26 protein-coding genes and 1 tRNA gene are annotated in these 26,753 nt (G+C 65.6%); 5 read left to right on the forward strand and 22 right to left on the reverse strand.

Annotated elements, in window-relative coordinates; all coding sequences use genetic code 11:
- Positions 1-19: 19 nt before the first annotated feature.
- The 4 genes from C8J45_RS17080 to recQ all read right to left on the reverse strand — a co-directional run bounded on the left by C8J45_RS17080 (position 20) and on the right by recQ (position 4,550).
- Positions 20-1,876: an AsmA family protein gene (locus C8J45_RS17080; protein WP_107964315.1), complete on the reverse strand. Its 1,857-nt coding sequence runs from the start codon at positions 1,874-1,876 to the stop codon at positions 20-22.
- Positions 1,877-1,960: 84 nt separating this feature from the next.
- Positions 1,961-2,359, reverse strand: coding sequence for a hypothetical protein (locus C8J45_RS17085; protein WP_056064374.1), 399 nt, complete (start codon positions 2,357-2,359; stop codon positions 1,961-1,963).
- Positions 2,356-2,784 carry a TIGR01244 family sulfur transferase gene (locus tag C8J45_RS17090; RefSeq protein WP_056064377.1) on the reverse strand — a complete coding sequence of 143 codons (429 nt, stop codon included), beginning with the start codon at positions 2,782-2,784 and terminating at the stop codon, positions 2,356-2,358. Before C8J45_RS17090 ends, C8J45_RS17085 begins: the two co-directional genes overlap by 4 nt.
- Positions 2,781-4,550: a DNA helicase RecQ gene (gene recQ, locus C8J45_RS17095; protein WP_107964316.1), complete on the reverse strand. Its 1,770-nt coding sequence runs from the start codon at positions 4,548-4,550 to the stop codon at positions 2,781-2,783. Before recQ ends, C8J45_RS17090 begins: the two co-directional genes overlap by 4 nt.
- Before the next feature lie 140 nt (positions 4,551-4,690).
- Here recQ and C8J45_RS17100 point away from each other — a divergent pair, with 140 nt between their 5' ends.
- On the forward strand, positions 4,691-5,662 hold the full coding sequence (locus C8J45_RS17100; protein ID WP_107964317.1) for a hypothetical protein: 972 nt from the start codon (positions 4,691-4,693) through the stop codon (positions 5,660-5,662).
- Between the two features lie 232 nt (positions 5,663-5,894).
- Here the strand turns inward: C8J45_RS17100 and C8J45_RS17105 are convergent, their stop codons facing one another.
- A complete protein-coding gene (locus tag C8J45_RS17105) occupies positions 5,895-7,724 on the reverse strand; it encodes an ABC transporter ATP-binding protein/permease (RefSeq protein WP_107964318.1) in 1,830 nt (609 codons plus the stop codon).
- Positions 7,725-7,845: 121 nt separating this feature from the next.
- On the opposite strand from C8J45_RS17105, the gene C8J45_RS17110 reads away from it, so the two are divergent.
- The gene (locus C8J45_RS17110; RefSeq protein ID WP_107964319.1) at positions 7,846-8,076 is read left to right on the forward strand and encodes a hypothetical protein; all 231 of its coding nucleotides are present in this window, start codon (positions 7,846-7,848) and stop codon (positions 8,074-8,076) included.
- 72 nt (positions 8,077-8,148) lie between these two features.
- On the opposite strand, the gene C8J45_RS17115 is transcribed toward C8J45_RS17110, so the two are convergent.
- From C8J45_RS17115 to C8J45_RS17145, 7 genes are all read right to left on the reverse strand, one after another.
- On the reverse strand, positions 8,149-9,096 hold the full coding sequence (locus C8J45_RS17115) for a phytoene/squalene synthase family protein (RefSeq protein WP_107964320.1): 948 nt from the start codon (positions 9,094-9,096) through the stop codon (positions 8,149-8,151).
- A gap of 166 nt (positions 9,097-9,262) precedes the next feature.
- Positions 9,263-9,844 carry a TIGR00730 family Rossman fold protein gene (locus C8J45_RS17120; protein ID WP_107964321.1) on the reverse strand — a complete coding sequence of 194 codons (582 nt, stop codon included), beginning with the start codon at positions 9,842-9,844 and terminating at the stop codon, positions 9,263-9,265.
- Positions 9,845-10,040: 196 nt separating this feature from the next.
- Positions 10,041-11,519 (reverse strand): phytoene desaturase, encoded by a 1,479-nt coding sequence (locus C8J45_RS17125; RefSeq protein WP_056487654.1) that lies wholly within the window; start codon positions 11,517-11,519, stop codon positions 10,041-10,043.
- Entirely contained in the window at positions 11,516-12,682 is a 1,167-nt protein-coding gene (crtY, locus tag C8J45_RS17130) for a lycopene beta-cyclase CrtY (RefSeq protein ID WP_107964322.1), read from the reverse strand. Before crtY ends, C8J45_RS17125 begins: the two co-directional genes overlap by 4 nt.
- 111 nt (positions 12,683-12,793) lie before the next feature.
- Complete coding sequence (locus C8J45_RS17135; RefSeq protein ID WP_056066456.1) at positions 12,794-13,096, reverse strand: YggT family protein; 303 nt, start codon at positions 13,094-13,096, stop codon at positions 12,794-12,796.
- A 173-nt stretch (positions 13,097-13,269) separates the two neighbouring features.
- A complete protein-coding gene (argB, locus tag C8J45_RS17140) occupies positions 13,270-14,187 on the reverse strand; it encodes an acetylglutamate kinase (protein WP_056053472.1) in 918 nt (305 codons plus the stop codon).
- 80 nt (positions 14,188-14,267) lie between these two features.
- Positions 14,268-14,915, reverse strand: coding sequence for a queuosine precursor transporter (locus C8J45_RS17145; RefSeq protein WP_107964323.1), 648 nt, complete (start codon positions 14,913-14,915; stop codon positions 14,268-14,270).
- A gap of 145 nt (positions 14,916-15,060) precedes the next feature.
- Here C8J45_RS17145 and C8J45_RS17150 point away from each other — a divergent pair, with 145 nt between their 5' ends.
- Positions 15,061-16,326 (forward strand): NupC/NupG family nucleoside CNT transporter, encoded by a 1,266-nt coding sequence (locus C8J45_RS17150; protein ID WP_107964324.1) that lies wholly within the window; start codon positions 15,061-15,063, stop codon positions 16,324-16,326.
- A 199-nt stretch (positions 16,327-16,525) separates the two neighbouring features.
- Here C8J45_RS17150 and C8J45_RS17155 read toward each other — a convergent pair whose 3' ends face one another.
- The 3 genes from C8J45_RS17155 to C8J45_RS17165 form a co-directional block, all read right to left on the reverse strand.
- A complete protein-coding gene (locus C8J45_RS17155; protein ID WP_107964325.1) occupies positions 16,526-17,080 on the reverse strand; it encodes a fasciclin domain-containing protein in 555 nt (184 codons plus the stop codon).
- An 83-nt stretch (positions 17,081-17,163) separates the two neighbouring features.
- The gene (gene dapF, locus C8J45_RS17160; protein ID WP_107964326.1) at positions 17,164-18,102 is read right to left on the reverse strand and encodes a diaminopimelate epimerase; all 939 of its coding nucleotides are present in this window, start codon (positions 18,100-18,102) and stop codon (positions 17,164-17,166) included.
- 39 nt (positions 18,103-18,141) lie between these two features.
- The gene (locus C8J45_RS17165; protein WP_107964336.1) at positions 18,142-18,606 is read right to left on the reverse strand and encodes a DUF6456 domain-containing protein; all 465 of its coding nucleotides are present in this window, start codon (positions 18,604-18,606) and stop codon (positions 18,142-18,144) included.
- A gap of 99 nt (positions 18,607-18,705) precedes the next feature.
- Here C8J45_RS17165 and C8J45_RS17170 point away from each other — a divergent pair, with 99 nt between their 5' ends.
- A complete protein-coding gene (locus tag C8J45_RS17170) occupies positions 18,706-19,266 on the forward strand; it encodes a helix-turn-helix domain-containing protein (RefSeq protein WP_107964337.1) in 561 nt (186 codons plus the stop codon).
- Between the two features lie 4 nt (positions 19,267-19,270).
- On the opposite strand, the gene C8J45_RS17175 is transcribed toward C8J45_RS17170, so the two are convergent.
- From C8J45_RS17175 to C8J45_RS17205, 7 genes are all read right to left on the reverse strand, one after another.
- Positions 19,271-19,346 (reverse strand) — tRNA-Val (locus tag C8J45_RS17175).
- A gap of 51 nt (positions 19,347-19,397) precedes the next feature.
- Positions 19,398-20,339 carry a MarR family winged helix-turn-helix transcriptional regulator gene (locus C8J45_RS17180; RefSeq protein WP_107964327.1) on the reverse strand — a complete coding sequence of 314 codons (942 nt, stop codon included), beginning with the start codon at positions 20,337-20,339 and terminating at the stop codon, positions 19,398-19,400.
- Between the two features lie 101 nt (positions 20,340-20,440).
- The gene (locus C8J45_RS17185; protein ID WP_107964328.1) at positions 20,441-21,928 is read right to left on the reverse strand and encodes an NAD(P)(+) transhydrogenase (Re/Si-specific) subunit beta; all 1,488 of its coding nucleotides are present in this window, start codon (positions 21,926-21,928) and stop codon (positions 20,441-20,443) included.
- A gap of 27 nt (positions 21,929-21,955) precedes the next feature.
- A complete protein-coding gene (locus C8J45_RS17190) occupies positions 21,956-22,273 on the reverse strand; it encodes an NAD(P) transhydrogenase subunit alpha (protein WP_107964329.1) in 318 nt (105 codons plus the stop codon).
- A gap of 1 nt (position 22,274) precedes the next feature.
- Positions 22,275-22,727 carry an endonuclease domain-containing protein gene (locus C8J45_RS17195; protein WP_308811362.1) on the reverse strand — a complete coding sequence of 151 codons (453 nt, stop codon included), beginning with the start codon at positions 22,725-22,727 and terminating at the stop codon, positions 22,275-22,277.
- Positions 22,724-23,860 (reverse strand): NAD(P) transhydrogenase subunit alpha, encoded by a 1,137-nt coding sequence (locus tag C8J45_RS17200; RefSeq protein ID WP_107964330.1) that lies wholly within the window; start codon positions 23,858-23,860, stop codon positions 22,724-22,726. Before C8J45_RS17200 ends, C8J45_RS17195 begins: the two co-directional genes overlap by 4 nt.
- Before the next feature lie 4 nt (positions 23,861-23,864).
- Positions 23,865-23,987 carry an aa3-type cytochrome c oxidase subunit IV gene (locus C8J45_RS17205; RefSeq protein WP_082441508.1) on the reverse strand — a complete coding sequence of 41 codons (123 nt, stop codon included), beginning with the start codon at positions 23,985-23,987 and terminating at the stop codon, positions 23,865-23,867.
- 139 nt (positions 23,988-24,126) lie between these two features.
- Between C8J45_RS17205 and C8J45_RS17210 the strand changes: the two genes are divergently transcribed.
- Positions 24,127-25,542, forward strand: a complete 1,416-nt coding sequence (locus C8J45_RS17210; protein WP_107964331.1) for a sigma-54 dependent transcriptional regulator — start codon at positions 24,127-24,129, stop codon at positions 25,540-25,542.
- Positions 25,543-26,753 lie beyond the last annotated feature (1,211 nt).

Here is a 26,753-nt window from a genome sequence, read left to right on the forward strand (position 1 = left end):
CCCAGTCTATCGCCTTGGCCTATCGCAGCACCCGCGCCGCCAACCCCGAACAGTCCGCATCGCTAGCCGTCGGACCCTGCTTGCCGGTGATAGCACGCCCGATCGCCTTGAAGATATTCCCCACCGATTTCACCTCCGGCGGGATCGTCACGTGCGGCTGCTGGATCGTCCCGGTCATGTACGCCGATCCCGGCAATTGCAGCAGCGCGTGCTGCTTCGGCGACCCACTCAGCCGAATGTTGAGCGCTTCGGACGGAAACACCACGCTCCCCTGCCCGCGCAACTGGCTGGCGGTGGTATCGACGATCATCGGATCGACGCGCCCTCGCCCCTGCGTCACGGCGAGTTTCACCACCACGCAGCGCAGACCCGCGCGCTCGCCATCCTTCGCCAGCAACGCCCGCGCCGCATCGAACCCCAAAGCCGCGGCGATCCCCTGCGGCAACTGCCCGTCCCGCGCGACGAACCCGATGCTGCCATCGGCATTCCCTACCGCAGCCCGGATCGTCTCCCCCGGCCCCTTCAGTCTTACCCGTGCACTCACATTCCCGCTGAAGTCGCCGCTTCCGCCCGCCAGCGCCTGCACGCTGCTACCCCGCAACCGCAGATCGATCGCAACGGTCGGCGTTTTGCGATCGCCTCGCTGGTCGACCGTGACCTTGCCCGTAACGGTCCCCTGCGGCAGCCTCGCGACCAGCTGATCCAGCGTCAGCAGCTGGTGATCGATCGCGATCGTCCCCTTGGCGGAGACGATCGGCGACTTGCCCTTGGCGGCGACGATATGCTGGATGCGGAACCCGAACTCGGCGTCGGTGCTGTCGATCTTGCCGATGTCGATCCGCGTATTCGGCACCAGTCTCGGCCCGATCGCCCGCTCCAGCGCAGCGCCCTTGGCCTGCGTCTCGTCCGACGACAGGTCCGCGAAGTCGAACTGGCGTGACACGATATCGCCTTTCACCTTGCTCCGTTCGTCCCGCTTGTCGACGGTCACGTGACCCGCAAAGTCCGACCGCCCGACCACGCCCTTCAGCTGCGTGATGGTCCATTTCGGCGCATCGTGGCGGACGTGCGCGCTAAACGACACCGGCTGCGTCCGGAACAGCCCCGCCTCGATCACCGCATCGATCAGCTTCAGGTCGGTCGCGCGCGCCGTCACGTCGAGCGTCATCGCGTCGGTATCGAGCGGCCGGTCCATCACGCCCTTCGCCGAGATCGACAGCTTGTCCCCGTCGATCGACGCGGTGAACGGCCACGGCTTGCCCTGCGATCGCTCGATCGACGGCCCCGAGACCGCGATCCGCACCGCCGCGCCACGCACGGTGCCGGTGCCGTTCGCACGGATGCCCGTAACCGGATCGGATGAGAACCGCGCGGTGACTTGCCGCCCCTGCTTGGCATCGCGGTACGAGACTACGCTGTCGCGGATGACGAGCCCTTGCAGGTCGTTCGAACTGCCGCCGCTCTTGGCCTTGCCCGGCCGATCCCAGTTGGTCCGCCCCTGCTTGTCACGCACCAGCGCGAGATACAGCCCGGACGCCTTCACGTCGCGCGGCCCGAACCCGCCCTTTAACAGCGACAGCGCGGAGAACGTCGCCTCCGCCTCGCGCAACCGCACGAAATCACCGCTCCCGGCCCATGTTGCCTGCGGAATACGGACCTGCGTGATGCGGATCGTCGGCGAGAAACCGAACCCGTCGACGCGCTCGATCCCGCCGATCGTTACCGGCCGCCCGAAGCGCGCGGTCAGCTGCCGCTCGATCACGCCTTTCAGCGATCCCCAGGGGAACACGGCGAGCCCGATTATGACCGTAGCCATCACGGCCACGACGACGATGCCGGTGACTTTCACCCAGCGCTTGGCGACCCATGTTCTCATCTACTGCGGCGACGCGTCGAAACGAGAAACGTTCCGCAAGCGTCAGGACCGCTGCCGCAGAATGACCGCGGCGCGTTTGGCTCGCTAGACCCGCACGCTCTTCGGCGCCAACCGGCGGATATCGAGGACGTCGACCTGCGCGAGCATCACCGCGCCCAGCGCCTTGTCCCCGGTCTCGACCAATATCCCCTCGTGCGTCGCGCGCACCGTCCGCCACGATACCTCGCGGACCGTCAGGGTTTTGCCGATCCGCTTCACCGCAGCGACACGCCCGTCATCCGCGATCGCCAGCGCGCCCTGCCCATCCGCACCGACAACGGCACCCGCTACGGCAAACCCGCGAAGCTGCGCCTGCGCCGCGTCCGCCGCCTCTTCCGGAGTCTCGATCTTCACGACCCGCCGCATCCGCACGACCACCCAGGCCAGGCCAGCGAGCAGCAGCACAACGACGGCCACGATGCCGCCGACGATGGCAGGCGTCATCGCGGCCCTGCGAGCGCGTCCAGCATCGGTCGGATTCCGCGCAGGTCATACCCGGCGTCCTCGGCCTGCGCGAGCAACAGGTTCGGGTTGCGCCCCGCCTTCGCCGCCGCCAGCGCCCACAGGTTGCAGCTCCGCGTCCCCGACCGGCAATACGCCAGCACGGGCCCGTCCGAATCCGTCAGCGCCTGCGTCATCGCGTCGATCTGTGGATGCGAGAACCCCGCATGCGTCACCGGAATCGAGACGTATTTCAGCCCGGCCGCTTCCGCCGCGGCGCGGATCGCATCACCCGAAGGCTGCCCCGCATCCTCGTCGTCGGGTCGGTTGTTGACGATCGTCTTGAACCCCGCCGCAGCGATTTCCGCAACTTGCTCGACCGCGATCTGTGGCGCGACCGAAATACTTTCGTTTATTTGCCGTATCATGCGGACTCGCGGATGACCTGGAGGAAGGCATCCCCATAGGCGTCGAGCTTGCGCGCGCCAATGCCTGATAACAAGCTGAGCTCGGCACGCGACGCCGGCCGCTGCCGCGCAATGTCACGCAACACTGAATCGTGGAAGATCACATACGGTGGAACGCCCGCTTCCTTCGCCAGATCGCGCCGCCGCACGCGCAACGCCTCGAACAGCGGATCGTCCACGGGGTTCGGCACGACGCCCACCGCGCCCTTGCGCCGCCGCTCACGCTTCGGCGGCACGACGATCGACACCGCCGCCTCGCCCTTGAGGATCGCCTTCGCCGCCGGCCCGAACTCCAGCCCGCCATGCGGGTTGGTGCGCAGCGCATCCTTCAGCATCAAAGCCCGCGACACCGGTTTCAGCAACGCCACCTCGTCGCCCTCGACGATCCCGTACACCGACAGCGCCTCGTGCCCGTTCATCAGGCTCCGCTCCGACGACACCCCCGTCAGGATGCCCTCGATATACCCCACGCCGTACATCTGCCCGGTCCGAAACACCGCCGACAGGAACTTCCGCGCCGTCTCGGTCGCGTCGACCGCATCGACGTTACCAAGGCAATTGTCGCAATTGCCGCAATCCTCCAGCTGCTCCTCGCCGAAATGCTTGAGCAGGATCCGCCGCCGGCACCCGGCCGTCTCGACCAGCCCGCCCATCGCGGTCAGCCGCTGCCGCTCGCCCGCCTGCCGCTCGGGCTCGACCTCGCCGATCCGCTGCCGAGCACGCGCGAAATCCTCCGCACCCCAGAACAGGTGCGCGATCGCCGGATCGCCGTCACGCCCCGCGCGGCCGGTCTCCTGGTAATAGGCCTCGATCGATTTCGGCAGCCCGGCATGCGCCACGAACCGCACGTCGGGCTTGTCGATCCCCATCCCGAACGCGACCGTGGCGCAGATCACCATGTCCTCGCTCGCGACGAAATCCGCCTGGTTCTTCGCGCGCACCTGCGGATCGAGCCCGGCATGATACGCCCGCGTCGGCCGCCCGCTCCGCCCCAGCGCCTCCGCCAGCTTCTCGGTCGCCGCGCGCGTCTGCGCATAGACGATCCCCGGCCCCGGAATCTTCTCCAGGATGTCCGCGATCTGCCGGTTGACGTTGTCGCGCCCCGAAATCGCATAGCGGATGTTCGGCCGGTCGAACCCCGACACGATCAGCCCCTCCTGCGAGATCCCCAACTGCTCAAGGATATCCGCCCGCGTATGCGCATCCGCGGTCGCCGTCAGCGCGAGGCGCGGCACATCCGGAAAACTGTCGAGCAACGGCCGCAGCAACCGGTAGTCCGGCCGGAAATCATGCCCCCACTCGCTGACGCAATGCGCCTCGTCGATCGCAAACAAGCTGAGCTTGGCCTGCGACAGAAGATTGCGAAAACTCTCGTTCGAAGCGCGCTCCGGCGCCACGTACAGCAAATCGAGATCGCCAGCCCGGAACCGCGCGATCGTCTCCTCTCGATTGGTATCGACCGACGTCAGCGTCGCCGCCTTGATCCCGACAGCAGTCGCCGCCCGCAACTGGTCATGCATCAACGCGATCAGCGGCGACACGACCACGCACGTCCCCTCCAGCATCGTCGCCGGCAACTGGTAACACAGCGACTTGCCCGCACCCGTCGGCATCACCGCCAGCGTCCGCTGCCCCGCGAGCACCCGGTCGACGACATCGCGCTGCACGCCACGAAAATCAGGAAAGCCGAAGATGCGCTGGAGATCGGGAAGGGGGTCGAGTGCCATTGCCATGCGATCTAGGCGTCGCGCAGTCGCCCGTCGAGAGGCGAGCCTGCATTGGTTATCCAATCATTACCGATCATAAATTCGTTGCGAATACGATATGACGCGCCAAGATCGCGGCGCCTGACGCCGGAGACTTCACGATGATCGCCAATATCCTGAGAACCGGCGTGGCGGCATCGGTGCTCGTGAGCAGCGTCGCGCTAGCCGGCGACACGGTCACGGCCATCCGCGACGTACCGGTCGGCGGGATGATCGCCGCAACGATCGACGGCAAGCCCGTCACGCTGCGCGTCGACCCCGCCGCGCCCGGCCTGGTCTTCGTCACGACCGCGGTCGCCGAGCGACTTGCGTCGAAGGGCGGTGCGCTGGGACTCGGCTATTCGGTCGGCGGGCAAGGCGCGATGCAGGCGACGACGGTCCGCCCGATGACGTTCGGGACCAACGCGGTGAAGCGGCGGATCGGCTTTCCGAGCCGTAAGCACGAGACCAAGGGGAAGGCTGCGGACCCGCGCTGGGTCGGGCGGCCCTATGCCGATGTCGGCGACGGCACCATCGGCCCGGCGTCGCTACCCGAACCCGTCGTACGAATCCTCCTGAACGCGCCGCGGGCTGGCGAACGGACCGTCGCGTTGCCGATGGTCGACGGCGGCGGCCTGCTGGGCAAGCTCTCCGGGACCTTCGCGCAAATCACGATCGGCGGCCAGCCGATCCGGGTCCGCTTCGATCCCTATCATCCACGCACGACCGTCACCGCCAACGCCGCCACGCTGATCGCGCAGGCGCAGCGCGGCACGCTGGCCGGCCTCACCGCACCGGTCGAGATCGCCTTCGGTATCGCCCGACCTGTCCGCATGATGACGCTCGCCACCCCGCTGTTGGTCGGCCCGCTCGCGCTATCGTCGCTCGGCGTCCGCACCACCGACGTCGGCAACGCCGCCGCGATTCCGGATGCCGACGCGCCGCCACCCGACCCCGACGAGATCGTCGTCGTCGCCAAGGGCAAGCGCGACGCCAACCGCGATCGCCTGACGATCGGCGCCGACCTGCTTGACCGCTGCTCCGCCATCGTCTTCGACAAACCCGCCAAGCAGATCCGCCTCACCTGCGGGTAGGCTCGGTCGGTTGATGGTGGGGGAACGCACAAGTTTCTAAGACGCCGTCGCCAACCTTGTTTCCCCGCGAAGGCGGGGACCCAGACTGGGCTCCCGCCTTCGCGGGAGAACAAGGAAGGCTGAGCAGTCCTTCGATTTCGTCCGGGGCCGTATCTAGGGGGGCCCCGAACGCGTCTGACATCACAGAAACTATGGCGAGCGTTCATCATCGATGACGACGCACTGCCCGTGCCTACTCCGCCGCCAACGCCCCATCGTCATCACCAGCCCGCTCCTGCGCCTGCCGGTTCCACATCTCCGCATACACGCCGCCCTGCCGCAGCAAGTCCGCATGCGTCCCCTTCTCGACGATCCTCCCCGCCTCCAGTACGACGATCTGGTCCGCATGCACCACCGTGGAGAGCCGGTGCGCGATCACGATCGTCGTGCGCCCGCGCTCGATCGCCTCCAGCGTATCGAGGATTTCCGCCTCGGTCCGGCTATCGAGCGCCGACGTAGCCTCGTCCAGGATCAGGATCGGCGGGTTCTTCAGCAGCGTCCGCGCAATCGCCACACGCTGCTTCTCGCCGCCCGACAGCTTCAGCCCACGCTCGCCGACGCGCGTCTCATACCCCAGGGGCTGACGCTCGATGAACCCCGAGATCGCCGCACCCTTGGCCGCAACCTCGACCTCGGGCATCTCGGCCCCCTCACGGCCATAGGCGATGTTGTACCCGATCGTGTCGTTGAACAGCACCGTATCCTGCGGCACGATCCCGATCGCAGCCCGCAGCGAAGCCTGCCGCACCTGCGCGATATCCTGCCCATCGACGGTAATCCGCCCGCCCGTCAGGTCGTAAAACCGGTAGAGCAACCGGGCGAGCGTCGACTTGCCCGCACCCGACGGCCCCACCACCGCCAGCGTAGATCCCGCCGGCACGTCCAGCTCCAGGTCGCGCAAAATCGGCCGCCCCGCGTCATAGCCGAACGACACCCCCTCGAACCGGACATGCCCCGCGCTCACCGCCAGCGCAGGCGCCCCCGGCGCATCGACGACCGTGGCCGGCGTATCGATCAGGTCGAACATTGCCGCCATGTCGAGCGCGCCCTGCCGGATCGTGCGATACACCATCCCCAACAGATCGAGCGGCCGGAACAGCTGCGCCAGCAGCGTCGACACGAACACCACGTCGCCCGCCGACGCCTCGCCGCGGCTCCACCGCCACACTACGAACCCCATGCCGCCCGCCAGCATCACGTTGGTGATCAGCGCCTGGCCGAGGTTGAGCCAGGCGAGCGAATTCTCGCTTTTCACCGCCGCCTCGGAATACGCGGTGATCGCGCTGTCGTAGCGCCGCGCCTCGCGCTCCTCCGCGCCGAAATACTTCACCGTTTCGAAGTTCAGCAGCGAATCCACCGCATGCGCGACCGCCCCGGTATCGAGGTCGTTCATCCGCGCGCGCAGCGCATTGCGCCAGTCGGTCACCATCCGCGTGAACGCGATATAGCCGACCACCATCACCACGGTCGCCACGACCAGCGGCCAACCGAACTTGGTCCAGAACAGCCCGAGTACCAGCACCAGTTCGAACACCGTCGGCGCGATATTGAACAGCAGAAAATACAGCATCGTATCGATGCTCTTGGTGCCGCGCTCGACCACCTTGGTGACCGCACCCGTCCGCCTGGACAGGTGAAAATCGAGGCTCAGCGCATGCAGATGGCGAAACACCTGCGCCGCCAGCCGCCGCGATGCGTCCTGCCCGACACGCTCGAACACCGCATTGCGCAAATTATCGAACAGTGTCGTCCCGAACCGCGACGCCGCGTACCCGACCACCAGCAGCACGACGAGCGTCAGCGCCCCGCGATCGTTCCCCGCCATCCGGTCGACCGCGTATTTCAACGTGAACGCCGCGCCGAAAACCTGGATCAGCTTCGACGCGATCACCAGCAGCATCGCGACGACGATCCGCGCCTTCAGCTTGGGCTGCCCCGCCGGCCACAGGAACGGCAGGAAACGGCGGAGCGTCGGCAGCAACGGCTGGTCCGCGCGGGTGGAGGTGTAGGTGTCAGGTGGCATGGATCGATGCGATGTAGGCGCAGTCAAGCCCCGGCGAAAGCAGTTGGGGGAACAATCCTGCCACTTCGTCGCTTTTGTTACCGTGTCCAACGTCGGACACCGCGAGCCACTGGAGAATGAAATGGAACCGCTGTTCTACGTCATGGCCATCATGGGCTGCGGTGATGGCAATTTGAATTGCACCGAGGCACGGGTCATCCCGGCACGCTATGAGACGATGGCGCAGTGCCGTGCAGCGCTTCCCGATCAACTGGCGCAGAACACCGACGTTCCGTATCCCATGATCGGCGCTAACTGCCGTGCGCAGGGCAACCAGATGGCGAAGACCGGCAAGGCTAAGCCACAGGGTTAAACTGTTTCCCCGCGAAGGCGGGGACCCAGATTGGACTCCCGCCTTCGCGGGAGAACAAGCTAACGTTGATGATTACCTAGGCCGCGTCCACAACCGTGCATCCCGTACCGTCCGCGGATACAGCGTACCCCGCTGAGCAGCCTCACGCGCCGCCGTCACGATAAACCCGAGCTTCTGCATCCCCGACGTCGTCACCCGGTGATCCCACGCATGCTCTCCCCGCGCCGCCACGGTCCGCCCGATCGCCCCATAGATCCCCGCTGCCGACAGCACCGCCCAAGCCGAACGGAACGACAGCGCCGGCGTCCCCTGCCGCGCGCTAGCCTCGAACGCCGCCGCCCGATCCGCCATCCGCTTCGTCAACACCGCAAGGCGCGAGCGAAACGGTGGCTTCATGTGCTGCCCCGGCGGAAAGTCCATCTCGACCAGCCAGTCCTCGGGCAGATAGCACCGCCCGACCCGGTCATCCTCCTCGACATCGCGCGCGATATTGGCAAGCTGGAACGCCATCCCCAGGTCGCACGCGCGGTCAAGCGTATCCTCGTCCTCGGGATCGACCCCCATCGCGATCGCCATCATGCACCCGACGACACCCGCGACATGGTAGCAATATTTGTAGAGGTCGTTCTCCGACCGCGGCCGCCATTCGCGCGCATCCAGCGCGAACCCCTCGACCAGGTCGCGCGCATACCGCTTCGGCAGCCGCGTTTCGGCCGCGAAGATCCGCAGCGCATCGAACGCCGGCTCGCCGACCACTTCGCCCGCGAGTGCCTGCTCGGTCATGGCCGACAGAGCCAACAGCCGGGCTGGGGCGTCGTCGACCACGGTCATCCCATGGCCATGGTCCTGCCCATCGGCGATATCGTCGCACCGCCGGCACCACGCATACAACAGCCACGCCCGCTGGCGCGTAGGCTTGTCGAACAACAAGCTGGCAGCGGCAAAGCTCTTCGACCCGCGCGAGATCGACTCATGCGCGGTAGCCACGATCGCCTCGCGCGATGGGAGAGGCTGACTCACGACCTGCCCCCCAACGCTACCACCATTGCAGGCCCCACCCCGGCGAAGGCCGGGGCCCAATTGGAAAGGTTGAAGTAACGACGCGCAACGCAAACCAATTCACGTTCCCCAATTGGCCCCCGGCCTCCGCCGGGGTGGTGCATGGTGTCGGGGTGTGGTTCGAAGCTCACAAATCCGACGCGTTCATCCGCACGATCGGCTGCGTCGGGACGTGGCGCCCCATCCGGTCGAGCAGCACGTCCAGCGTATCCGCCACGATCAGCAGATCCCGGTGCTGCGGCCGCAAGAACCCGACCTCGCCCATCTTCGCCCAGAACGCGATCAGGTGATCGTAATACCCAGCGGTATTCAGCAACCCGACCGGATCCGCATGATAGCCAAGCTGCGCCCAGCTCAGCGCCTCCCACAGCTCATCCATCGTCCCCGTGCCCCCCGGGATCGTCACGAACCCATCGGAAAGATCGGTGAACATCTGCTTGCGCTGATGCATGCCGCTGACGACGTGCAACTCGGTAAGCCCCCGATGCGCGACCTCCGCATCGACCAGCGCCTGCGGAATGACCCCGATAACTTCGCCACCGCCCTCAAGTGCCCCATCGGCGATCGCGCCCATCAGCCCGGTCCGCCCGCCGCCATAAACGAGGCCAATCCCCCGCTCGGCAAAAGCCAGCCCCAGCGCCCGAGCGCCTTTGATATAAGTGGGATCAGCCGGCGTAGCCGACCCGCAATACACAGCAAGTCTCTTCATCCCGCACCGCTAGGGGAAGGGCGCGGGGTGCCGCAAGGAAAGAATGGGTTCACGCGGAGACGCGGAGACGCGGAGGTGTTGCGTTCCGGATAGCGTTCGCGCTGTCTTCACGCAAGTTCCGCAAATCGTTGGAGACACGCTCGCTACGCGACAAGCGCGACACCTCCGCGTCTCCGCGCCTCCGCGTGAACAAACCTTACTTCTCGCCTTCCAGCATCAACCGAGCCGTAGCCTTCGCACTCCCGACGACCCCAGGAATGCCCGCCCCCGGATGAGTCCCAGCACCCACAAAGTACAAGTTCGGAATATGCTCGTCGCGGTTGTGCACCCGGAAATACGCGCTCTGCGTCAACACCGGCTCCAGCGAGAACGCGCTACCCAGATGCGCATTCAGATCCTCCGCGAAATCCTTCGGCGCGTACGAGAACTTCGTCACGATCCGCTCGTGGATGTCCGGGATCAACCGCCGCCCGATCTCGTCGAGGATGCGCTTCTCCAGGATCGGCGCGATCTCGTCCCAATCCACCGGGAACTTGCCCAGATGCGGCACCGGCGCCAACGCATAGAAGGTCGAATGCCCCTCCGGCGCCAGCGAAGGATCGGTCACGGTCGGATGATGCAGGTACAGCGAAAAGTCCTCGCTCAGCACGCCGTGGTCGTAAATGTCCTCGAGCAGCCCCTTATAGCGCGGCCCGAACAGGATCATGTGGTGCGGAATACCCGGCCACGTGCCCTTGATCCCGAAATGCACCACGAACAGCGACGGCGAATATTTCTTCCGCTCGAGCGACCCCGTCTTGCGCTTCGCACTGCGCGACGTCGCCAGCAGGTCGCGATACGTGTGCATGATGTCGCTGTTCGCCGCGATCGCATCCGCCTGACCCGACCAGCCGCTCGCCGTCGTCACGCCGGTCGCGCGATCGCCCAGGGTCTCGATCGAGGTCACCGGATCGTCGAGCCGCAACACGCCGCCCAGCCGCTCGAACTGCGTCACCAGCGCCGCCACCAGACGATTGGTCCCGCCGCGCGCGAACCACACCCCGCCGTCGCGCTCCAGCTTGTGGATCAGCGCATAGATCGCGCTCGTCGTCATCGGATTGCCGCCGACCAGCAGCGTATGGAAGCTCAACGCCTCGCGCAATTTCTCCGACTTCACGAAGCTCGACACGATCGAATAGACCGACCGCCACGCCTGGTATTTCGCCAGCGCCGGTGCCGCCTTGATCATCGACCCGAAGTCGAGGAACGCGACATGGCCGAGCTTCTCATAGCCCTCGTGAAACACCCCCGCCGAATATTGCAGGAACTTCTCGTATCCCGCCCAGTCGCCCGGATGCAGCTTCTCGATCTCGGCGCGCATCTGCACGTCGTCGTTGGTATAGTCGAAATTCGTCCCATCGGGCCAGTTCAGCCGGTAGAACGGCAGTACCGGATCGAGCGTCACGTCCTCGCTCATGTCGCGCCCGGTCAGCGCCCACAGCTCCCGCAGGCAATCCGGATCGGTGATGACCGTCGGCCCCGCATCGAACGTGAAGCCGTCGCGCTCCCAGAAATACCCGCGCCCGCCCGGCTTGTCGCGGCTCTCGACGATCGTCGTCTGCACGCCCGCGGATTGCAGCCGGATCGCGAGCGCCAGCCCGCCGAAACCTGCGCCGATGACTATTGCGGTCTTCATGATGACATACTGCCTGCGATGGCGCGGACGGCGCGCACGATGGGGACGGGGGGCTTGCCGGTCAGAACGCGCGCCTTGTCGGAAAGCGTCGAGCGTCCGGCGTAGAAACGGCCGATGAGCGATGGGGAGAGACGGTAGAAGCGCTCGAGGATGCGGTAGCGTTCCTCCGGCTCGGCGGCGCGGAACAACATCGTGTCGAGCATCCGGTAGAAACCGCGCGACTTCCACGTCGCCCGCGCCATCGCATGCGTCGCGTCATGGAGTTTCGCGCCCGAGAAATCATCGAGCCCCGCCAGCATCGAAGCGGTCCGCACCGCATCGGGCAGCGAGTACCCCGTGGTCGGATGGAACATCCCCGCGCGCATCCCGGCCTTGGCGACATGCGCGCCGCCCGACCGCCAATACGCCTCGAAATCGCCACCCATCGCCACCGGCAGCACGCCAGACTCTTCGCGCACGACGCTATCGACCGACCAGCCGCGCGCCGTGACATAGTCATCGATCCGCGCGCCCAGCACCGGGATATCGAGATCGGGCGTGTCGCTATAATATGTGTCCTCGACGAACATCCGGTCCGCGCTGAACGGCAGGCAATAGACGAAGCGATACCCGTCGATCTGCGGAATGGTGGCGTCCATCACCATCGGCTTTGGCGCCTCGTGCGGCACGCTCAACGCCAGTTCGCGCCCGAGAAACTTCTGCCATGCGAGGTCGAGCAGAGACAGGTCGCCCGCCCCCCGAGCGTCGATCACGCCGGTCGCCTCGATCCGGTCGCCATCCGCCAGCACCACGGCGGTCGCACTAGCCCCCGAGACCTTCCGGCCCAGCATCAAAGCATGCGGCGGCAAAACGCGGCGAACCTCGCGGTCGAGCCGCGTGCTCTCGATCGAATAATAGGTCGCGTCGATCGTCCGCGCATGCGCCGGAAAATGCACATCGTAGCCACGCCAAGCATGCACCACGAGCGGTGCGACGATCCAGCGATCATATTGCGCCACGTCGCTCCCGAAGAACGACCAGAGATGATTGCCGCCGACGACCGACGCCGAGTCGATCAGCCGTACGTCGAGCGCCGGGTGCTTGGCCTTGAGCGCCAGCGCGATCATCCCGCCGGCCAAACCCGCGCCAACGATCGCAACGTCGCAGGAGATCGTCGATGCCATCCGCTCGGACTAGCGCAAAGTCACGCGGCCGAAAACCGCCTTTCCCGCGCAATCACGGGCGAAGACAACCTGCATTGCCGGTGGCGGTGACATAAGCCTCAGACGCCGACCTCAATAGGTCGCGACGAGGTAGTTCTGCGCGATGTTCGGAATGACGATGTTGCTCAAGATGTAGAGGATCAGCAGCACGACGAGCGGCGACAGGTCCAGTGCGCCGAAATCCGGAAGCACGCGGCGGATTGGGCGGTACATCGGCTCGGTCATGCGCTGCAGCGCGGTCCACACGGTGCGGACGAAATCGCTGTGCGTATTGATGACGTTGAACGCGATCAGCCATGACAGGATCGCCTGCACGACGATGATCCACCAGATGACGGTGAGCAGCAACTGGACGATCTGAAGAAGGGCGATCAAGGCGTGGGTCTCCGCTGGTGTGGTCCGGATATAAGGGCGCAGGGAGAGAACGATAACCCCTATGATGCGGCTCGTTTCCGCCGCCGCTCTCTCGTGCCCAACCAACGATCGTCATCCCAGCTTTCGCTTGAATGACGGCGTGGTGTTGGGGAGCGTAAGACCCGTCGCGTCCCTTACCGCGAGCGCCCGTTTGCGCTGACCAGCGTGCCTGCGCCCTGCTTGGTGAAGATCTCCAGCAGCATCGCGTGGGGCACGCGGCCGTCGATGATGACCGCGGCGTCGACGCCCGACTCGACCGCCGCGACGCAGGTGTCGAGCTTCGGGATCATGCCGCCGGTCACCGTGCCGTCGGCGCGCAGTTCGGCGATCCGCGCGGGGTCGAGGTCGGTGAGCAGCTCGCCCTCCTTGTCGAGCACACCGACGATATCGGTCAGCAGGAAGAACCGCGCGGCGCCCATCGCGGCGGCGATCGCGCCCGCCATCGTGTCGGCGTTGATGTTGTAGGTGTGGCCGTCGGCACCGATGCCGATCGGTGCGATCACCGGGATAATGTCGGCGGCGATCAGCGTGTCGAGGATCGTCCGGTCGACCGCGATCGGCTCCCCGACGAAGCCGAGGTCGACGTGGCGCTCGATCCCCTGGAGCTTGTCGGGCTCGCGGCCGTGGCCGACTTTCTGCGCGAGGACGAGGCCTGCGTCCTTGCCGGAAATGCCGACCGCGCGACCGCCCGCCTGGCCGATCCAGCCGACGATTTCCTTGTTGATCGAGCCGGCGAGAACCATCTCGGCGATCTGTGCGGTCTCCGCATCGGTGACGCGCAAGCCGTCGACGAAGCGCGATTCGACGCCGAGGCGCTTCAACATCGCGCCGATCTGCGGCCCACCGCCGTGGACGACGACCGGGTTGATGCCGACCGCTTTCAGCAGCACCATGTCCTCGGCGAAATCGCGCTGCAGCTCGGGATCGCCCATCGCGTGGCCGCCGTATTTCACGACGAACGTCTTGCCGGCGTAGCGCTGCAGATACGGCAGCGCCTCGGTGAGCGTTTCCGCCTTGGCGAGCAGGGCGGGATCGGGCGTGTGATCGGTCATGCCGATCCCTTAGCTAGTGCGAGGGGCTAGTGAAAGCATCGCCGCGTATCACCAATCCCGTCAGGATAACGGACGGAGCGTTATACCCGGTCCAGCCGCCGTCCCAGTTTCACGAAGAAGGTGATCATGAACGGCACCAGCACGATCGACAGTATGACCTTGGTGAGCATCTGCCCCTCCATCAGCGCGACGATCGGCCGCTCACCCAGGAAAGAGATGGTGATGAACAGGATCGTGTCGATGATCTGCGAGATGATGCTCGCGATCATGCCGCGCAGCCACACCAGCTTGCCCTCGCCGCTGCCGACTTGGCCCGACAGCTTCGAGAAGATCAGCACGTTGAGCGTCTGCGAGATCCCGTAGGAGATCAGCCCGGCGATCATCATCCGCGAGCTCTGGCCGACGACGATCGGGAACGCGTCGACCGCGGGCGGGTACATCCCCGGATCGTGCGGCAGCGCCAGCACGAGATGGATCAGCGCCGCCGACACGAGCAACGGGATGAACCCCAGGCGCACGAGAAACGTCGCGGTCTTCTGGCCGTGCAGTTCGGCGATCGCGCTGCTCAACACGACGAGCAACAGGAACCCGAAGATCCCCGCCTCCACCGCGAGCGGGCCGAGCGCGACCTGCTTCACGCCCAACACGCCGGCGATGCACACCATGCCGCCGTACAACACCGAGAAAACGAAGAGCGAACGCGGGAACGCGGGAAGTGGTTTGTCCATCGCGCGGGACGCTAGCGAAAACCGCCGCCCCGTCAAATGACTAGCGCGCTTCAAATAACTGGCGAGCGCGGCGCTCGCGTGTCATGTCGGTCGCTTGCGCAGCCGGGGGGCGGCGCGTGTCATCGCAAGAAAACGCAGGGCGTCCATGGAAAGACTCTTCATCGGTTTGGCGGGCATCGCCGTCATCCTGGGCATTGCCGTGCTGTTGTCGAGCGACCGCCGTGCGATCCGCCTGCGCATCGTCGGCGCCGCGTTCGCGTTGCAGGCCGGGATCGCCGTGCTCGTGCTGTATTCGAGCTTCGGCAAGGTCGTGCTCGGCGAGATGTCCGGCGGCGTCGCCAATTTGCTCGGCTATTCGCAGAAGGGCACCGAGTTCCTGTTCGGCAAGATGGCGACCCCCGAGATCGGCGGACAGAGCTTCGCGATCGCCGCGCTGCCGGTCATCATCTTCTTCGCTAGCCTCGTCTCGATCCTCTATTATCTCGGCATCATGCAGTTCGTGGTGCGCTGGGTCGGCGGCGGGATCGAGAAGGTCATCGGCGTCTCGAAGGTCGAATCGCTGTGCGCCGCGGCGAACATCTTCGTCGGCCAGAGCGAATCGCCGCTCGTCATCCGGCCGTATCTGGCAGGGCTCACCCCGGCGCAGTTGTTCACGGTGATGACCAGCGGCATGGCCGGCGTCGCTGGCACCATTCTCGCGGCCTATGCGTCGATGGGCATCCGCATCGATTACCTGCTCGCGGCGAGCTTCATGGCCGCGCCTGGCGGCATCCTGATGGCGAAGATCATCATGCCCGACCGCGTGATGCCGCCAGAGGGCGAACTCGCGCTCGGCGACCTGCCCGGCGAATCGTCGGCGGGCGAACCGATGCCGCAGGCCACGCACGACGAGGAGAAGCCCGCCAATCTGATCATGGCCGCAGCCCAGGGCGCGCAGACCGGCGTGCGCCTTGCCGTCGCGGTCGGCGCGATGGTGCTGGCGTTCGTGGCGCTGGTGGCGCTCGCGAACGGGCTGCTCGGCGGGCTCGGCAACATGATCGGGCTGCCGGGTCTGAGCTTCCAGGGGCTGCTCGGCTACGTCTTTGCGCCGATCATGTTCCTGCTGAACGTGCCGTGGAGCGAGGCCGGGATCGCCGGCGGGCTGTTCGGGCAGAAGATCGTGCTGAACGAATTCGTCGCGTATATCTCGCTCGGGACGCAGCAGGGGCTGAGCGCGCGGACGATCGCGGTCATCACCTTCTCGCTGTGTGGCTTTGCAAACTTCTCGTCGATCGCGATCCAGATGGCGGTGACCGGCAGCCTCGCGCCGAACCAGCGTCCGATGATCGCCAAGCTTGGGCTGCGGGCACTCGCCGCGGGGAGCCTGGCGAACCTGATGTCAGCCGCGCTCGCGGGATTGCTCATCGGCTAAGCCGTCCGTCATCCTGACGAAAGTCAGGATCCAGGGTAACAAGCGCCACTTTTCGTGGCTCTGGATCCTGACTTTCGTCGGGATGACGGGGCTAGGCGACGACGCCCAAACGCAATCGGGCCCGCCACCTTTCGGCGACGGGCCCGACGAAACTACCTCGTGGGGGATCAAGGCAGCTATCTCGCGTGAAGGCGCGCGATTACGGCAGCATCACCGTGTCGACGACGTGGATCACGCCATTCGACTGCATGACACTGGCGATCGTGATGCGGCCCTTGTGGCCCTTGCCGTCCATGATGCCCCAGCCGGTGCCGACCTTCTTGAACATCAGCGGCTCGCCCTGCACGGTCGTGTAAGTCGCGGTGCCGCCGTTCGCCTTCGCCTTGGCGGCGATGTCGGCGGCGGTGATCGTGCCGGGGACGACGTGATAGGTCAGGACGCTGGCGAGCTGCGCCTTGTTCTCGGGCTTGAGCAGCGTGTCGACGGTGCCGGCCGGCAGCTTCTTGAACGCCGCATTGGTGGGCGCGAACACGGTGAACGGACCCGGGCCCGACAGCGTCTCGACGAGACCGGCGGCCTTGACCGCGGCGACCAGCGTCGTGTGATCCTTCGAATTGACGGCGTTCTCGACGATCGTCTTGGTCGGATACATCGCGGCGCCGCCGACCATCGGGTTGGTCTGGGCAGCGACGATCGCGCTGCCGCTGACGGCAACGGCGGCCGCGACGATCGCGGTACGAATGACGTGGTTCATGGCATCTCTCCTGCGTGCGGAGCCGGTGTGCGGCGCCACTGCGGGGAGATACGGGCGTGCCACGAGAAGGACGCAGCCGGTGCTCAGATCGTCGCGAGAAGTCCCGCCCAAGCCGCGATCTCGTCGTCGTGCCGCCGCGTGACGACCAGGTCGCTCGCGGTCGCCGTGTCGAGATCGACCTCGATCGTGCCGGTCGACTCGAACGTCGCATTGCCCGACAGCGTCACCATCGCCGCCTCGCTCGCCTCCGTGCGGACCAGCCCGCCCTTGTTGAACACCGTCGTCGGCGTGTCGTACGCGATCCGCCCGGTCAGGCACGCGGCATAGGTCGACGCCGCCATCGCGCTGCCGCAACTGTCGGTGAGGCCGACGCCGCGCTCGAACGTCCGCACGAACAGGTCGCGGCCACGCACCTCTACGAAACTGACGTTCGCGCGATTCGGCAGCCAGTCGGGTGCCGCCTCGCACGCCTCGCCGACGCGGACGAGTTCGGCTTCGTCGACGGCATCCACGAACGTCACGAGATGAGGGTTGGGCATTGCGACGGCGGTAAAGGCGCGGTCCGTCGGCAAGCGCGCGATCGGCGTATCGACGATGCGATCGGTCCCGACATGCATCGGCCACGCCGCGGCATCCAGACACGCAGGGCCGGCGATCTCGCGCACGGTGAACACGCCCTCGGCGATATCGGCATCGCGCTGCACGGCCGCGTCGCTCGTCTTCAGCAGCGCCATAGCAGTTTCATAGCCCGTGGCTGCGAACCCGGCGCGCGCCACGCAGCGCAGGCCGTTGAGGCAGGTCTCAGACTCGCTGCCATCCGAATTGAACATCCGCATCCCGAACGCGTGGGTCTCGTCGCCGGCGGTCAGCAGAAGAAGCCCGTCGCCACCTACCGGCCCAGCGCGGTCCGCCAGCGCCCGCGCGACGGCAGCCCAAGCCGCATCGCCGAGCGTCGACGCACGCGCGTCGATCAGCGGGAAGTCGTTACCGGAGCCGTGGCATTTGATAAGGTCGAAGCGCATACCAGCCACTTAGTCACGCCCGCGGATCAAAGCGAGCGCCTAACCGATCCCGTAATGCGCGGCCAAACGATCGAGCGCGAGCGTCAGCACGACCCGCCCCGCCCGCGCCGGCCATTGCAACGCCTTCTCCGCCACCGGCAGCCCCTCCCCCGCGCAAACCACGCGCCAAAGGATATCCGCCAGCCCCGGCCCCGCCGCCGCCAGCGCTTCGTCGAACCGACGCTTCGCCGCGATCTGCGCCGACGTCGGATCGAGCCCGTCATGGCCTCCCCCATCGACGCGCTCCGCCCAGCGCATCGTCACGCTGGGCGCGATGGACGCGCGTTCGTAATTGGCCCGCAACCGCTCCCCCGCCTCGAACTGCGTCACGTCGATCAACCCGCGCGACCGCAGCCACCCGAGCGGCGACTCCGCAAGGTTGAAGGTCACGGTACGGCCGCGACGCACGCCGACCAGCTGCGGAATCCCCTCCGAATCGATCGTCCGCTCTACCAGTTCGCGCATCCACCATCTCCCGTTGCGCTTGGCGGTTGCCATATCCGCATGGTTGTAGGACACAAGAATAACCCATCTGGTTTGGAGATGTTCGATGATCGCATTTCAATGATCACTGCCATTCGCGAAGTCCGGCACGCCAAGGGACTGACGTTGGAGGACGTCGCCAGGCGTTGCGATCCATCGACCACCGCGCAGACGATCGGGCGGCTGGAGACGGGAACGCGCACCGTCTCGATCGGCTGGCTCAACCGGATCGCCACCGCACTGGGCGTCGAGGCGAGCGACCTCGTAACATTGCCGGACCGCACCGACCTGCCCGTCGCCGCGATCCTAGACGGCCGTGGCGCCCACGCACCGCGGCGAACCACGACGGCACCGCCACCCCAGGTCGCGCCGGGCCAGATCGCCATCACCGTCGTGAACGGCACGGGCGATTACCGCGCGGGCGACGTGATCTGGGCGGCGACGCTGGGACCCGATGATTTCACAACCGCGCTCAACCGCGACGTCCTTGTCCCCCAACCGGCCGGGAGGTTCGCATTCGGACGGCTGACTGGATTCGACGGCGGCGCGACCGTCTTGCCATCGGGTGCAGGCACGCAGTCGCTGACCATCGCCGACCCGGCCTGGATCGCGGTTGCCGTGCGGCTGGTCCGCGAACTATAGAGGATGGTGGGCGATGACGGGCTCGAACCGCCGACATTCTCGGTGTAAACGAGACGCTCTACCAACTGAGCTAATCGCCCCTCTCGGGTGGATGTCCGATGCCAAAGCCGGGCGGCGGGGGCAAGCTAAAATCACGGAATTCGCAGGTCGGCGCCTCTGGTGGCCACGATATACCCGCGCATCGCTTCGCTTGCGCGGTCGGAGAGCACCATGAAGGCGCGCCGCCGGTCGTGCAAATCGGGGCGGCGTTCGAACAGCCCGGTGTCGGTCATCCGCGCGATCCAGCGCAGCGCAGTGGTGGGCGCGACCGCGGCGGCGATGCACAGGCTCGACACCGAAACGCGGCCCCGCTCCAGTTCGGCGGCATAGAGATCGAGCAGCATGTCCCAGCCGGGATCCTCGAACAGCGTCGCGCCGAAGAACTGGTCGCGCAACCGCCGAGCGCGGATCGCCCGACGAACATCCGCCGCACTCGGCTCGGCCAAGGACGGTGGCGCGCCGTAGCGATTGGTCCGGTCGCCGACGATCGCCGCCGCTGGAGCATCATCCTCGATCTCCGTGCGCGTCAGGCGTGCCAGCGCTTCGGCGATCCGCGCGACTTCCGTGTTCAGCCGCTCCAGTCGCGTGCCATCGGTCTCGCGACCGACGTCGAACACGCCGGTGGGGCTGCGTGCGGTCTCCGCTGCGACAACAATCGCCGCGACGCAGTCACTGACGGTCGGGTCCACCAGCAATCGCGTACCGCCACCAAGCGTTGCCGCAGTCACGACATCGATCTGGTCGAACGTTAGGGCAACCACGAGGCCTGCCTGCACGGCAACTGCCTGGTCGACGATCGCAGGCAGCCGCTCTTCGAGCATCGCGTCAGCGACGCCGATCGCTTCGATGACAATCACCTGAGGCGTGGCGTGATCGCCGAACGGGGTCTGCCAATCGAACCGGCCTACGATCCTCCCGCGTAGAGCGTCGAGCGCGACGGTAAGCCGGTCTGGCGCGCCCGTAGCAGCAACCAGAACCGCGTCGATCCCGGTATCGTAATTTGCCGCATCAGGTGCGTTGTCCGGTCGGGTCATCAAGGTCTCCGCTGTGGTAGCGAGACTAACCTGCGTCAGACCAAGAGTTACACCCGAACTGGATCGAGTTTCGTCGGAGTTGGGAACCTACTGAGCCACGATCAATCGAGCGCCTTGACGATATCCTCGACCATCTTCTTGGCATCGGCGAGCAGCATCATCGTATTGTCGCGGTAGAACAGCTCGTTATCGACGCCTGCGTAGCCGACGCCGCCCATCGAGCGCTTGATGAACAATACCGTCTTCGCCTTTTCGACGTCGAGCACGGGCATGCCGTAGATCGGCGAGGACTTGTCGGTCTTGGCCGCCGGGTTGGTCACGTCGTTCGCGCCGATCACGAACGCGACGTCGGTCTGTGCGAACTCGCTGTTGATGTCTTCGAGCTCGAACACGTCGTCATACGGCACATTGGCTTCGGCCAGCAGCACGTTCATGTGCCCCGGCATGCGCCCCGCGACGGGGTGGATCGCGTATTTCACGCGCACCCCCTCGGCCTTCAGCTTGTCGCCCATCTCGCGCAGGACGTGCTGCGCCTGCGCCACCGCCATGCCGTAGCCCGGAACGATGATAACCTGTTCCGCCTGGCTCATCAGGAACGCGGCGTCTTCCGCCGAGCCGCGTTTCCACGGGCGATCGCTCGCGACCGCGCCGCCGCTGGTGTCCGCGACCGCGCCGAAGCCGCCTGCGATCACGCTGATGAAGCTGCGGTTCATCGCGCGGCACATGATGTAGCTGAGGATCGCGCCCGAGCTGCCGACCAGCGCGCCAGTGATGATCATCGCACTGTTGTGGAGCGTGAAGCCCATCGCGGCGGCCGCCCAGCCCGAATAGGAATTGAGCATGCTGACCACAACCGGCATGTCCGCGCCGCCGATCGGGACGATCAACAGGAAGCCGATGACGAAGCTCAGGATCACGACCGTCCAGAAGATCCACGGGGCCTGGTCGGTGACGAAGTAGGCGATCAGCCCGAGGATGGCGGCGAGCAGCGCGAGGTTGATGACGTGGCGGCCGGGCAGCATGATCGGCTTGCCGCCCATATTGCCGTTGAGCTTGAGGAACGCGATGACCGAGCCGGAGAAGGTGATCGCACCGATCGCCACGCCGAGCCCGAGTTCGATCCGGCTGACCGGGTGGATGACCGCGAACGGCTGGCCGATCAGCGGAATGACGAGGTCCGAAATTCCGAACGCCTGCGGGTTGAGATACGCGGCGACTCCGACCAGCACCGCGGCGAGCCCGACCAGTGAGTGGAATGCGGCCACGAGCTGCGGCATCGCGGTCATCGCGATCCGTCGCGCGGTGACGAGGCCGATCGCGGCGCCGACGCCAATCGCCGCAAGGATTTCGACGACGGTGGTCCAGTCGATCATCCAATCGTGCGGATTGCCGGGAGGCCATGCTTCCGAACGCAACGGCACATGCGTCACCAGCGTCGTCACGACCGCGATCGTCATGCCGATGATGCCGAAGCGATTGCCGCGCTGGCTCGACGCCGGGCTCGACAGCCCGCGCAGGGCGAGGATGAAGCACACCCCCGCCACCAGATAGGCGAGCGATGCCCAGGGGCTGACCGTCAGTTCATGCATCGCGCGTTCCCCTCACGTCCGTATCGCTCACTTGCTCGTGGCAGCCGCGACCGGCCGTTCCTTTTTCTTGTACATCGCCAGCATCCGCGCGGTGACCGCGAAACCGCCGAAGATATTGATGCTTGCGAGCACCACCGCGAGCAGCCCGAGCGCCTTGGCGACGCCCGATCCGGCGCCGATGCCTGCCGCAGCGGCGGCGATCAGCGCGCCGACGATGATGACCGAGGAGATCGCATTGGTCACCGCCATCAACGGCGTGTGCAACGCAGGCGTCACCGCCCAGACGACGAAATACCCGACGAAACATGCCAGCACGAAGATCGACAGGATCGCGATAAAGTCCATCTCATTCCTCCCCGGCACGGGGAGGGGGACCGGCCGCAGGCTGGTGGAGGGGGCTGGCCGCGGACGATACGATCATCGTCACAACGGCCTCGATATCCCTCAGCACCTCACCTGCCGCCACTCGCAGCACCCGGTGGCCATTCTGTTCGAAAAACTGGTCGCGACCGGCGTCGCGTTGGGGACGGTCGCCGCGTCCATGGAATTCGCCATCTACTTCGACCGCGAGCTTGGCGCCGGCGCAGTAGAAGTCGCAGACGTATGGACCGATGGGATGCTGGTGGCGGAACTTGATGCCAGTCTTTTGTCCCCGGAGCTGCTCCCATAGCAGCACTTCCGGAAGGCTCATTTCGCGCCGCAATTTGCGTGCTAGCGATACTTCCGGGCGTAGCGTGTGTGGGACGCCCCCTCCACCGGCTGCGCCGGTCCCCCTCCCCGTGCCGGGGAGGATCATCATGCCAGCAGCCTTGGGTTCACGATCTTGCCGCCTTGCGTCAGCCGGATCGCGTCGCCGATCTCGGTGTCGAGCGCAGGTCGCCCGGCGTCCTTGTCCCAGAAGGCGTTGAGGAAGTTGTACAGGTTGCGTGAGAACAAGGCGCTGGCGTCTGCCGCCAACCGAGACGGCACGTTGCGATGCCCGACGATCTTCACGCCGTTCACCACGACCACTTCGCCCGCGACCGAGCCCTCGACGTTGCCGCCCTGCTCGACCGCGAGATCGACGATCACCGAGCCCGGCTTCATGCTCGCCACCTGGGCCGCCGAGATCAGCCGTGGCGCCGGACGCCCCGGGATCAACGCAGTCGTGATGACGATGTCCTGCTTGGCGATGTGCCCCGAGACGAGCTCGGCCTGCGCAGCCTGGTATTCGGGCGACATCTCGCCGGCATACCCGCCCGTTCCCTCGCCCTCGATCCCGGCGACATTCTCGACGAAGATCGGCTTCGCACCGAGCGACTGGATCTGCTCGCGGGTCGCGGCGCGCACGTCGGTCGCCGACACCTGAGCGCCGAGCCGCCGTGCGGTCGCGATCGCCTGAAGCCCGGCGACGCCAACGCCCATCACGAATGCCTTGGCCGCGCTGATCGTCCCTGCCGCGGTCATCATCATTGGAAACGCGCGACCATATTCGGCGGCGGCATCGAGCACCGCTTTGTACCCCGACAGGTTCGACTGCGACGACAGGATATCCATCGATTGCGCGCGCGTGATGCGCGGCATGAACTCCATCGCCAGCGCCTCGTAGCCCGCCGCGGCATACGCATCGATCCGCGCACGCCCGCCATCGGGACCTGCACCAAAGGGATTGAGGCTCGCGACGATCCACGCCCCCGCCGAAATGCCGCCAAGCCCCGCGGGATCAGGCCCCTGCACGCCAAGCACGATATCCGCGCCGGCCAGGGTTGCCGCGCGATCGCCCACCAAAGCCCCCGCATCCGAATACGCCGCGTCGGCGATCGATGCGGTATCGCCCGCTCCCGCCTCCACCGCCAGCGTCGCCCCCAGCGCGATGAATTTCTTCACGGTCTCGGGCGTCGCGGAAACCCGGCGCTCGCCGTCCGCTTGCTCTTTGAGGACGGCGATCTTCATCGCGTCAGGAAATCAGCCAGATGACGAGTGCGACGACCAGTGCGCACCCAACGGCACCCCATTTCATCATCCCCGTCACGCTCGAATAGGTCGCGACGTGCGCCTTCATGTCCCCGTTGCCGGCCATGGTTCGTGCCCAATCCTCTGAGTGTTATGCTCTATGCAGCCGACCTTATCGCGCACATACAAAATGTCCAAGCCCGGTACTTAAGTCGCCCTTTACCCGGCGCGGCTATTGCACGTGCCGGAACGGGACAGGATTCGCCATGACGCGCAACGGGCAGCGCCTTCTACTGCTGATCGACGAGGAGCCTGCGCAGCGGCGGCTGGTGGCAGCACTCGCCGCGCGTGGCGGGTGGCGCGCGATCTTCGCGACCGATGGCGAAATGGCGATCGCGACGCTCGGCACGCAGGACGGCATGCAGCTTGATGCGATCATTCTCGATCACTGGGCGCCCGATGCGGATGCGACCGACCTGATCGCTGCGTTGCGCGAACGTCGCCCCGCGCTGCCGATCCTGCTGGTCACGGCCAACGGATCGGTCGCGCACGCGGTTGCAGCGATGCGGGCGGGCGCCACCGACTTCCTGGTCAAGCCGCTCGCCCCCGAGCGGTTTCTCGCTGCCCTCGACACAGCCGTCGGCGGCACGTCGGCAGGCGAACTCCGCCCGCTCACCGAGAAGATCCCGGCATTGCTCGGGTTCGACGAGATCGTCGGATCGTCGCCCGATTTCCGTGCTGCACTGGCGATCGCCGCAAAGGCCGCCCGCGCCCGCGTCGCGGTTCTGCTCGAAGGCGAGATCGGCGTCGGCAAGGACGTCGTCGCCGAGGCGATTCACGCGGCCTCCCCGCGCGCAAAGAAGCAGATGACGAGCGTCAACTGCGGCGCGATCCCTGCGAACCTCGTCGAATCCGAACTGTTTGGTCACGAAAAGGGCGCCTTCACCGGGGCGTTCGAGCGCAAGATTGGCCGTTTCCAGGACGCGGATGGCGGCACGCTGTTCCTCGACGAGGTCAGCGAGATGCCATTGGAGGCGCAGGCCAAGCTGCTCCGCGTACTCCAGACCGGCGAAGTCCACGCGATCGGCGCGCGCCATCCCCGCGAAGTCGACGTCCGCGTGATCGCCGCGAGCAACGTGCGATTGCTCGACGAGGTCGAGGCCGGCCGGTTCCGCGAAGACCTGTATTACCGTCTCAACGTCGTCCAGGTGACGATCCCGCCGTTGCGCGAACGCACCGGCGACATCCCCGCACTCGCCCGCCATCTGCTGGCGCGGATCGCCGAGCAACCGGGATTGCGGCCGCTGGGAATCACCGATTCCGCCCTGGCCCTGCTGGTGCAATATGACTGGCCCGGCAACGTCCGCCAGCTCCAGAACGCGCTCTTCCGCGCTGCCGTGCTCTGCGAGGATGCCGCGCTCACCGAGGAGGATTTCCCGCAGATCGCGGCGCTGGGCAACCGCCAGCGCACGCCCGCTGCCGCGGCGATCGGTGGAGGCGGCGTCACGCTGTTCCGCCCCGACGGCAATCTCCGCGCACTGGAAGAGATCGAGGCCGACGTCATCCGCCTCGCCATCGGCCATTACCGCGGCCGCATGACCGAAGTCGCACGCCGCCTCGGCATCGGCCGCTCGACGCTGTACCGCAAACTCGGCGAACTCGGCATCGACAACGCTGCGTGAAGCAAGCTCTGGTTTGGGAAGGATTGCGGACGTTCCGCTATTGAAGGCAGGTGGCGCTAGTGGACATCGCCGGACGCTGTGGCCTTTCCCGCAAAGGATGGTGTTTACGGAAACCACTGCCCTAAGCGAGAGTTCTTCAAACCTTAAACAGACTGCCTGACAGCGATATCCATCATTCAATGGTATGAAACGTTGCGATAAAATTGATTAGCGGGCAGCGTCTCCGGCATGTTCATCATCCCGCTTATCCTGGCAGTCATGTCACCCGCTTCAAGCCAACGGCTTACCGCGCCACCTATTGTGCAGCCGAGCGTCGACATGACAGCTGCACTTGGCAAGGAAGGCTTCGCGCCCAGTCCACCAAACCTCGTCTCTATGGTTGCTGGCTGTCGAGCTGCAGGCAACTACTTTCTTGCAGCGGGCGACGGTCGAGTCCTCAGTGTAATCGACGCGCTTAACAAATGCTGGCGCAGGCACAGGTCGTCTTCCCGCGACGATATAACAATTCAGCGGTGGTCGCAGCCACGAGGTAAGGGTTCTAAAAGGAGTGCGGCCTCAAGTCTGCGAGCTATCGTGATCACGAATGGAGTATTCGCCTTGCTTACCTTCGGAAACGATTTGGGCCAAGGTGATTAGCTAAGTAGTGTAAATTGCAAATCTATTTAAGAGTACTTGTCAGTAAATTAGGTGCATGATCAGCGATCGGCAACGGGGTGACCCGGTGATGATGGCAACAATAATCACGTTCGGAATAGCTCTGATCGCATCCTCGCAGGCACAGGATACGTCAAAGGCGAATTCATCGTTTCGTCACGCCTCACCTGCCGTGCGCGAGAGAAAACGCCTGTATTTGCATGTCGTGTGTACGTGGTGCCCGTTAAACAAAGGGACGATCGCACGCCTAAGCAGCGATGCTGGGATCATGAATCTATTAGGATTGAGGAAACCCTCAACGACCTCGATCAGCGTGCGATCGATCTAAAATGCAGCCAGTGCTAGCCATAAAGCTCGATGCAAACTTTTAATTTTGCATCATGTCACGGCTAGGTTTGGCATCATCGCCATGAACAGATGTCCGCTTTTGAGGCGCGAGTTACCCACCTGATCGTCCTACTTTGTGAAGGAAATCGGGCATCGGTAGATGTACGATATCCTCCAAAGCATGAAGCCGCGGGCCGCAAATGCTGGTCTATGGGTTTTTCGGTTTTCGC

It is taken from the genome of Sphingomonas sp. PP-CE-3G-477 (assembly GCF_003050745.1).
In the GTDB taxonomy this organism is placed as follows: Bacteria; Pseudomonadota; Alphaproteobacteria; order Sphingomonadales; family Sphingomonadaceae; genus Sphingomonas.

Coding starts and splice junctions, on each gene's coding strand:
- C8J45_RS17080 (WP_107964315.1), bottom strand. CDS start 1,876: ATGAGAACATGGGTCGCCAAGCGCTGGGTGAAAGTCACCGGCATCGTC.
- C8J45_RS17085 (WP_056064374.1), bottom strand. CDS start 2,359: ATGACGCCTGCCATCGTCGGCGGCATCGTGGCCGTCGTTGTGCTGCTG.
- C8J45_RS17090 (WP_056064377.1), bottom strand. CDS start 2,784: ATGATACGGCAAATAAACGAAAGTATTTCGGTCGCGCCACAGATCGCG.
- recQ (WP_107964316.1), bottom strand. CDS start 4,550: ATGGCACTCGACCCCCTTCCCGATCTCCAGCGCATCTTCGGCTTTCCT.
- C8J45_RS17100 (WP_107964317.1), top strand. CDS start 4,691: ATGATCGCCAATATCCTGAGAACCGGCGTGGCGGCATCGGTGCTCGTG.
- C8J45_RS17105 (WP_107964318.1), bottom strand. CDS start 7,724: ATGCCACCTGACACCTACACCTCCACCCGCGCGGACCAGCCGTTGCTG.
- C8J45_RS17110 (WP_107964319.1), top strand. CDS start 7,846: ATGGAACCGCTGTTCTACGTCATGGCCATCATGGGCTGCGGTGATGGC.
- C8J45_RS17120 (WP_107964321.1), bottom strand. CDS start 9,844: ATGAAGAGACTTGCTGTGTATTGCGGGTCGGCTACGCCGGCTGATCCC.
- C8J45_RS17125 (WP_056487654.1), bottom strand. CDS start 11,519: ATGAAGACCGCAATAGTCATCGGCGCAGGTTTCGGCGGGCTGGCGCTC.
- crtY (WP_107964322.1), bottom strand. CDS start 12,682: ATGGCATCGACGATCTCCTGCGACGTTGCGATCGTTGGCGCGGGTTTG.
- argB (WP_056053472.1), bottom strand. CDS start 14,187: ATGACCGATCACACGCCCGATCCCGCCCTGCTCGCCAAGGCGGAAACG.
- C8J45_RS17145 (WP_107964323.1), bottom strand. CDS start 14,915: ATGGACAAACCACTTCCCGCGTTCCCGCGTTCGCTCTTCGTTTTCTCG.
- C8J45_RS17150 (WP_107964324.1), top strand. CDS start 15,061: ATGGAAAGACTCTTCATCGGTTTGGCGGGCATCGCCGTCATCCTGGGC.
- C8J45_RS17155 (WP_107964325.1), bottom strand. CDS start 17,080: ATGAACCACGTCATTCGTACCGCGATCGTCGCGGCCGCCGTTGCCGTC.
- dapF (WP_107964326.1), bottom strand. CDS start 18,102: ATGCGCTTCGACCTTATCAAATGCCACGGCTCCGGTAACGACTTCCCG.
- C8J45_RS17165 (WP_107964336.1), bottom strand. CDS start 18,606: ATGCGCGAACTGGTAGAGCGGACGATCGATTCGGAGGGGATTCCGCAG.
- C8J45_RS17170 (WP_107964337.1), top strand. CDS start 18,706: ATGATCACTGCCATTCGCGAAGTCCGGCACGCCAAGGGACTGACGTTG.
- C8J45_RS17180 (WP_107964327.1), bottom strand. CDS start 20,339: ATGACCCGACCGGACAACGCACCTGATGCGGCAAATTACGATACCGGG.
- C8J45_RS17185 (WP_107964328.1), bottom strand. CDS start 21,928: ATGCATGAACTGACGGTCAGCCCCTGGGCATCGCTCGCCTATCTGGTG.
- C8J45_RS17190 (WP_107964329.1), bottom strand. CDS start 22,273: ATGGACTTTATCGCGATCCTGTCGATCTTCGTGCTGGCATGTTTCGTC.
- C8J45_RS17195 (WP_308811362.1), bottom strand. CDS start 22,727: ATGATGATCCTCCCCGGCACGGGGAGGGGGACCGGCGCAGCCGGTGGA.
- C8J45_RS17200 (WP_107964330.1), bottom strand. CDS start 23,860: ATGAAGATCGCCGTCCTCAAAGAGCAAGCGGACGGCGAGCGCCGGGTT.
- C8J45_RS17205 (WP_082441508.1), bottom strand. CDS start 23,987: ATGGCCGGCAACGGGGACATGAAGGCGCACGTCGCGACCTATTCGAGC.
- C8J45_RS17210 (WP_107964331.1), top strand. CDS start 24,127: ATGACGCGCAACGGGCAGCGCCTTCTACTGCTGATCGACGAGGAGCCT.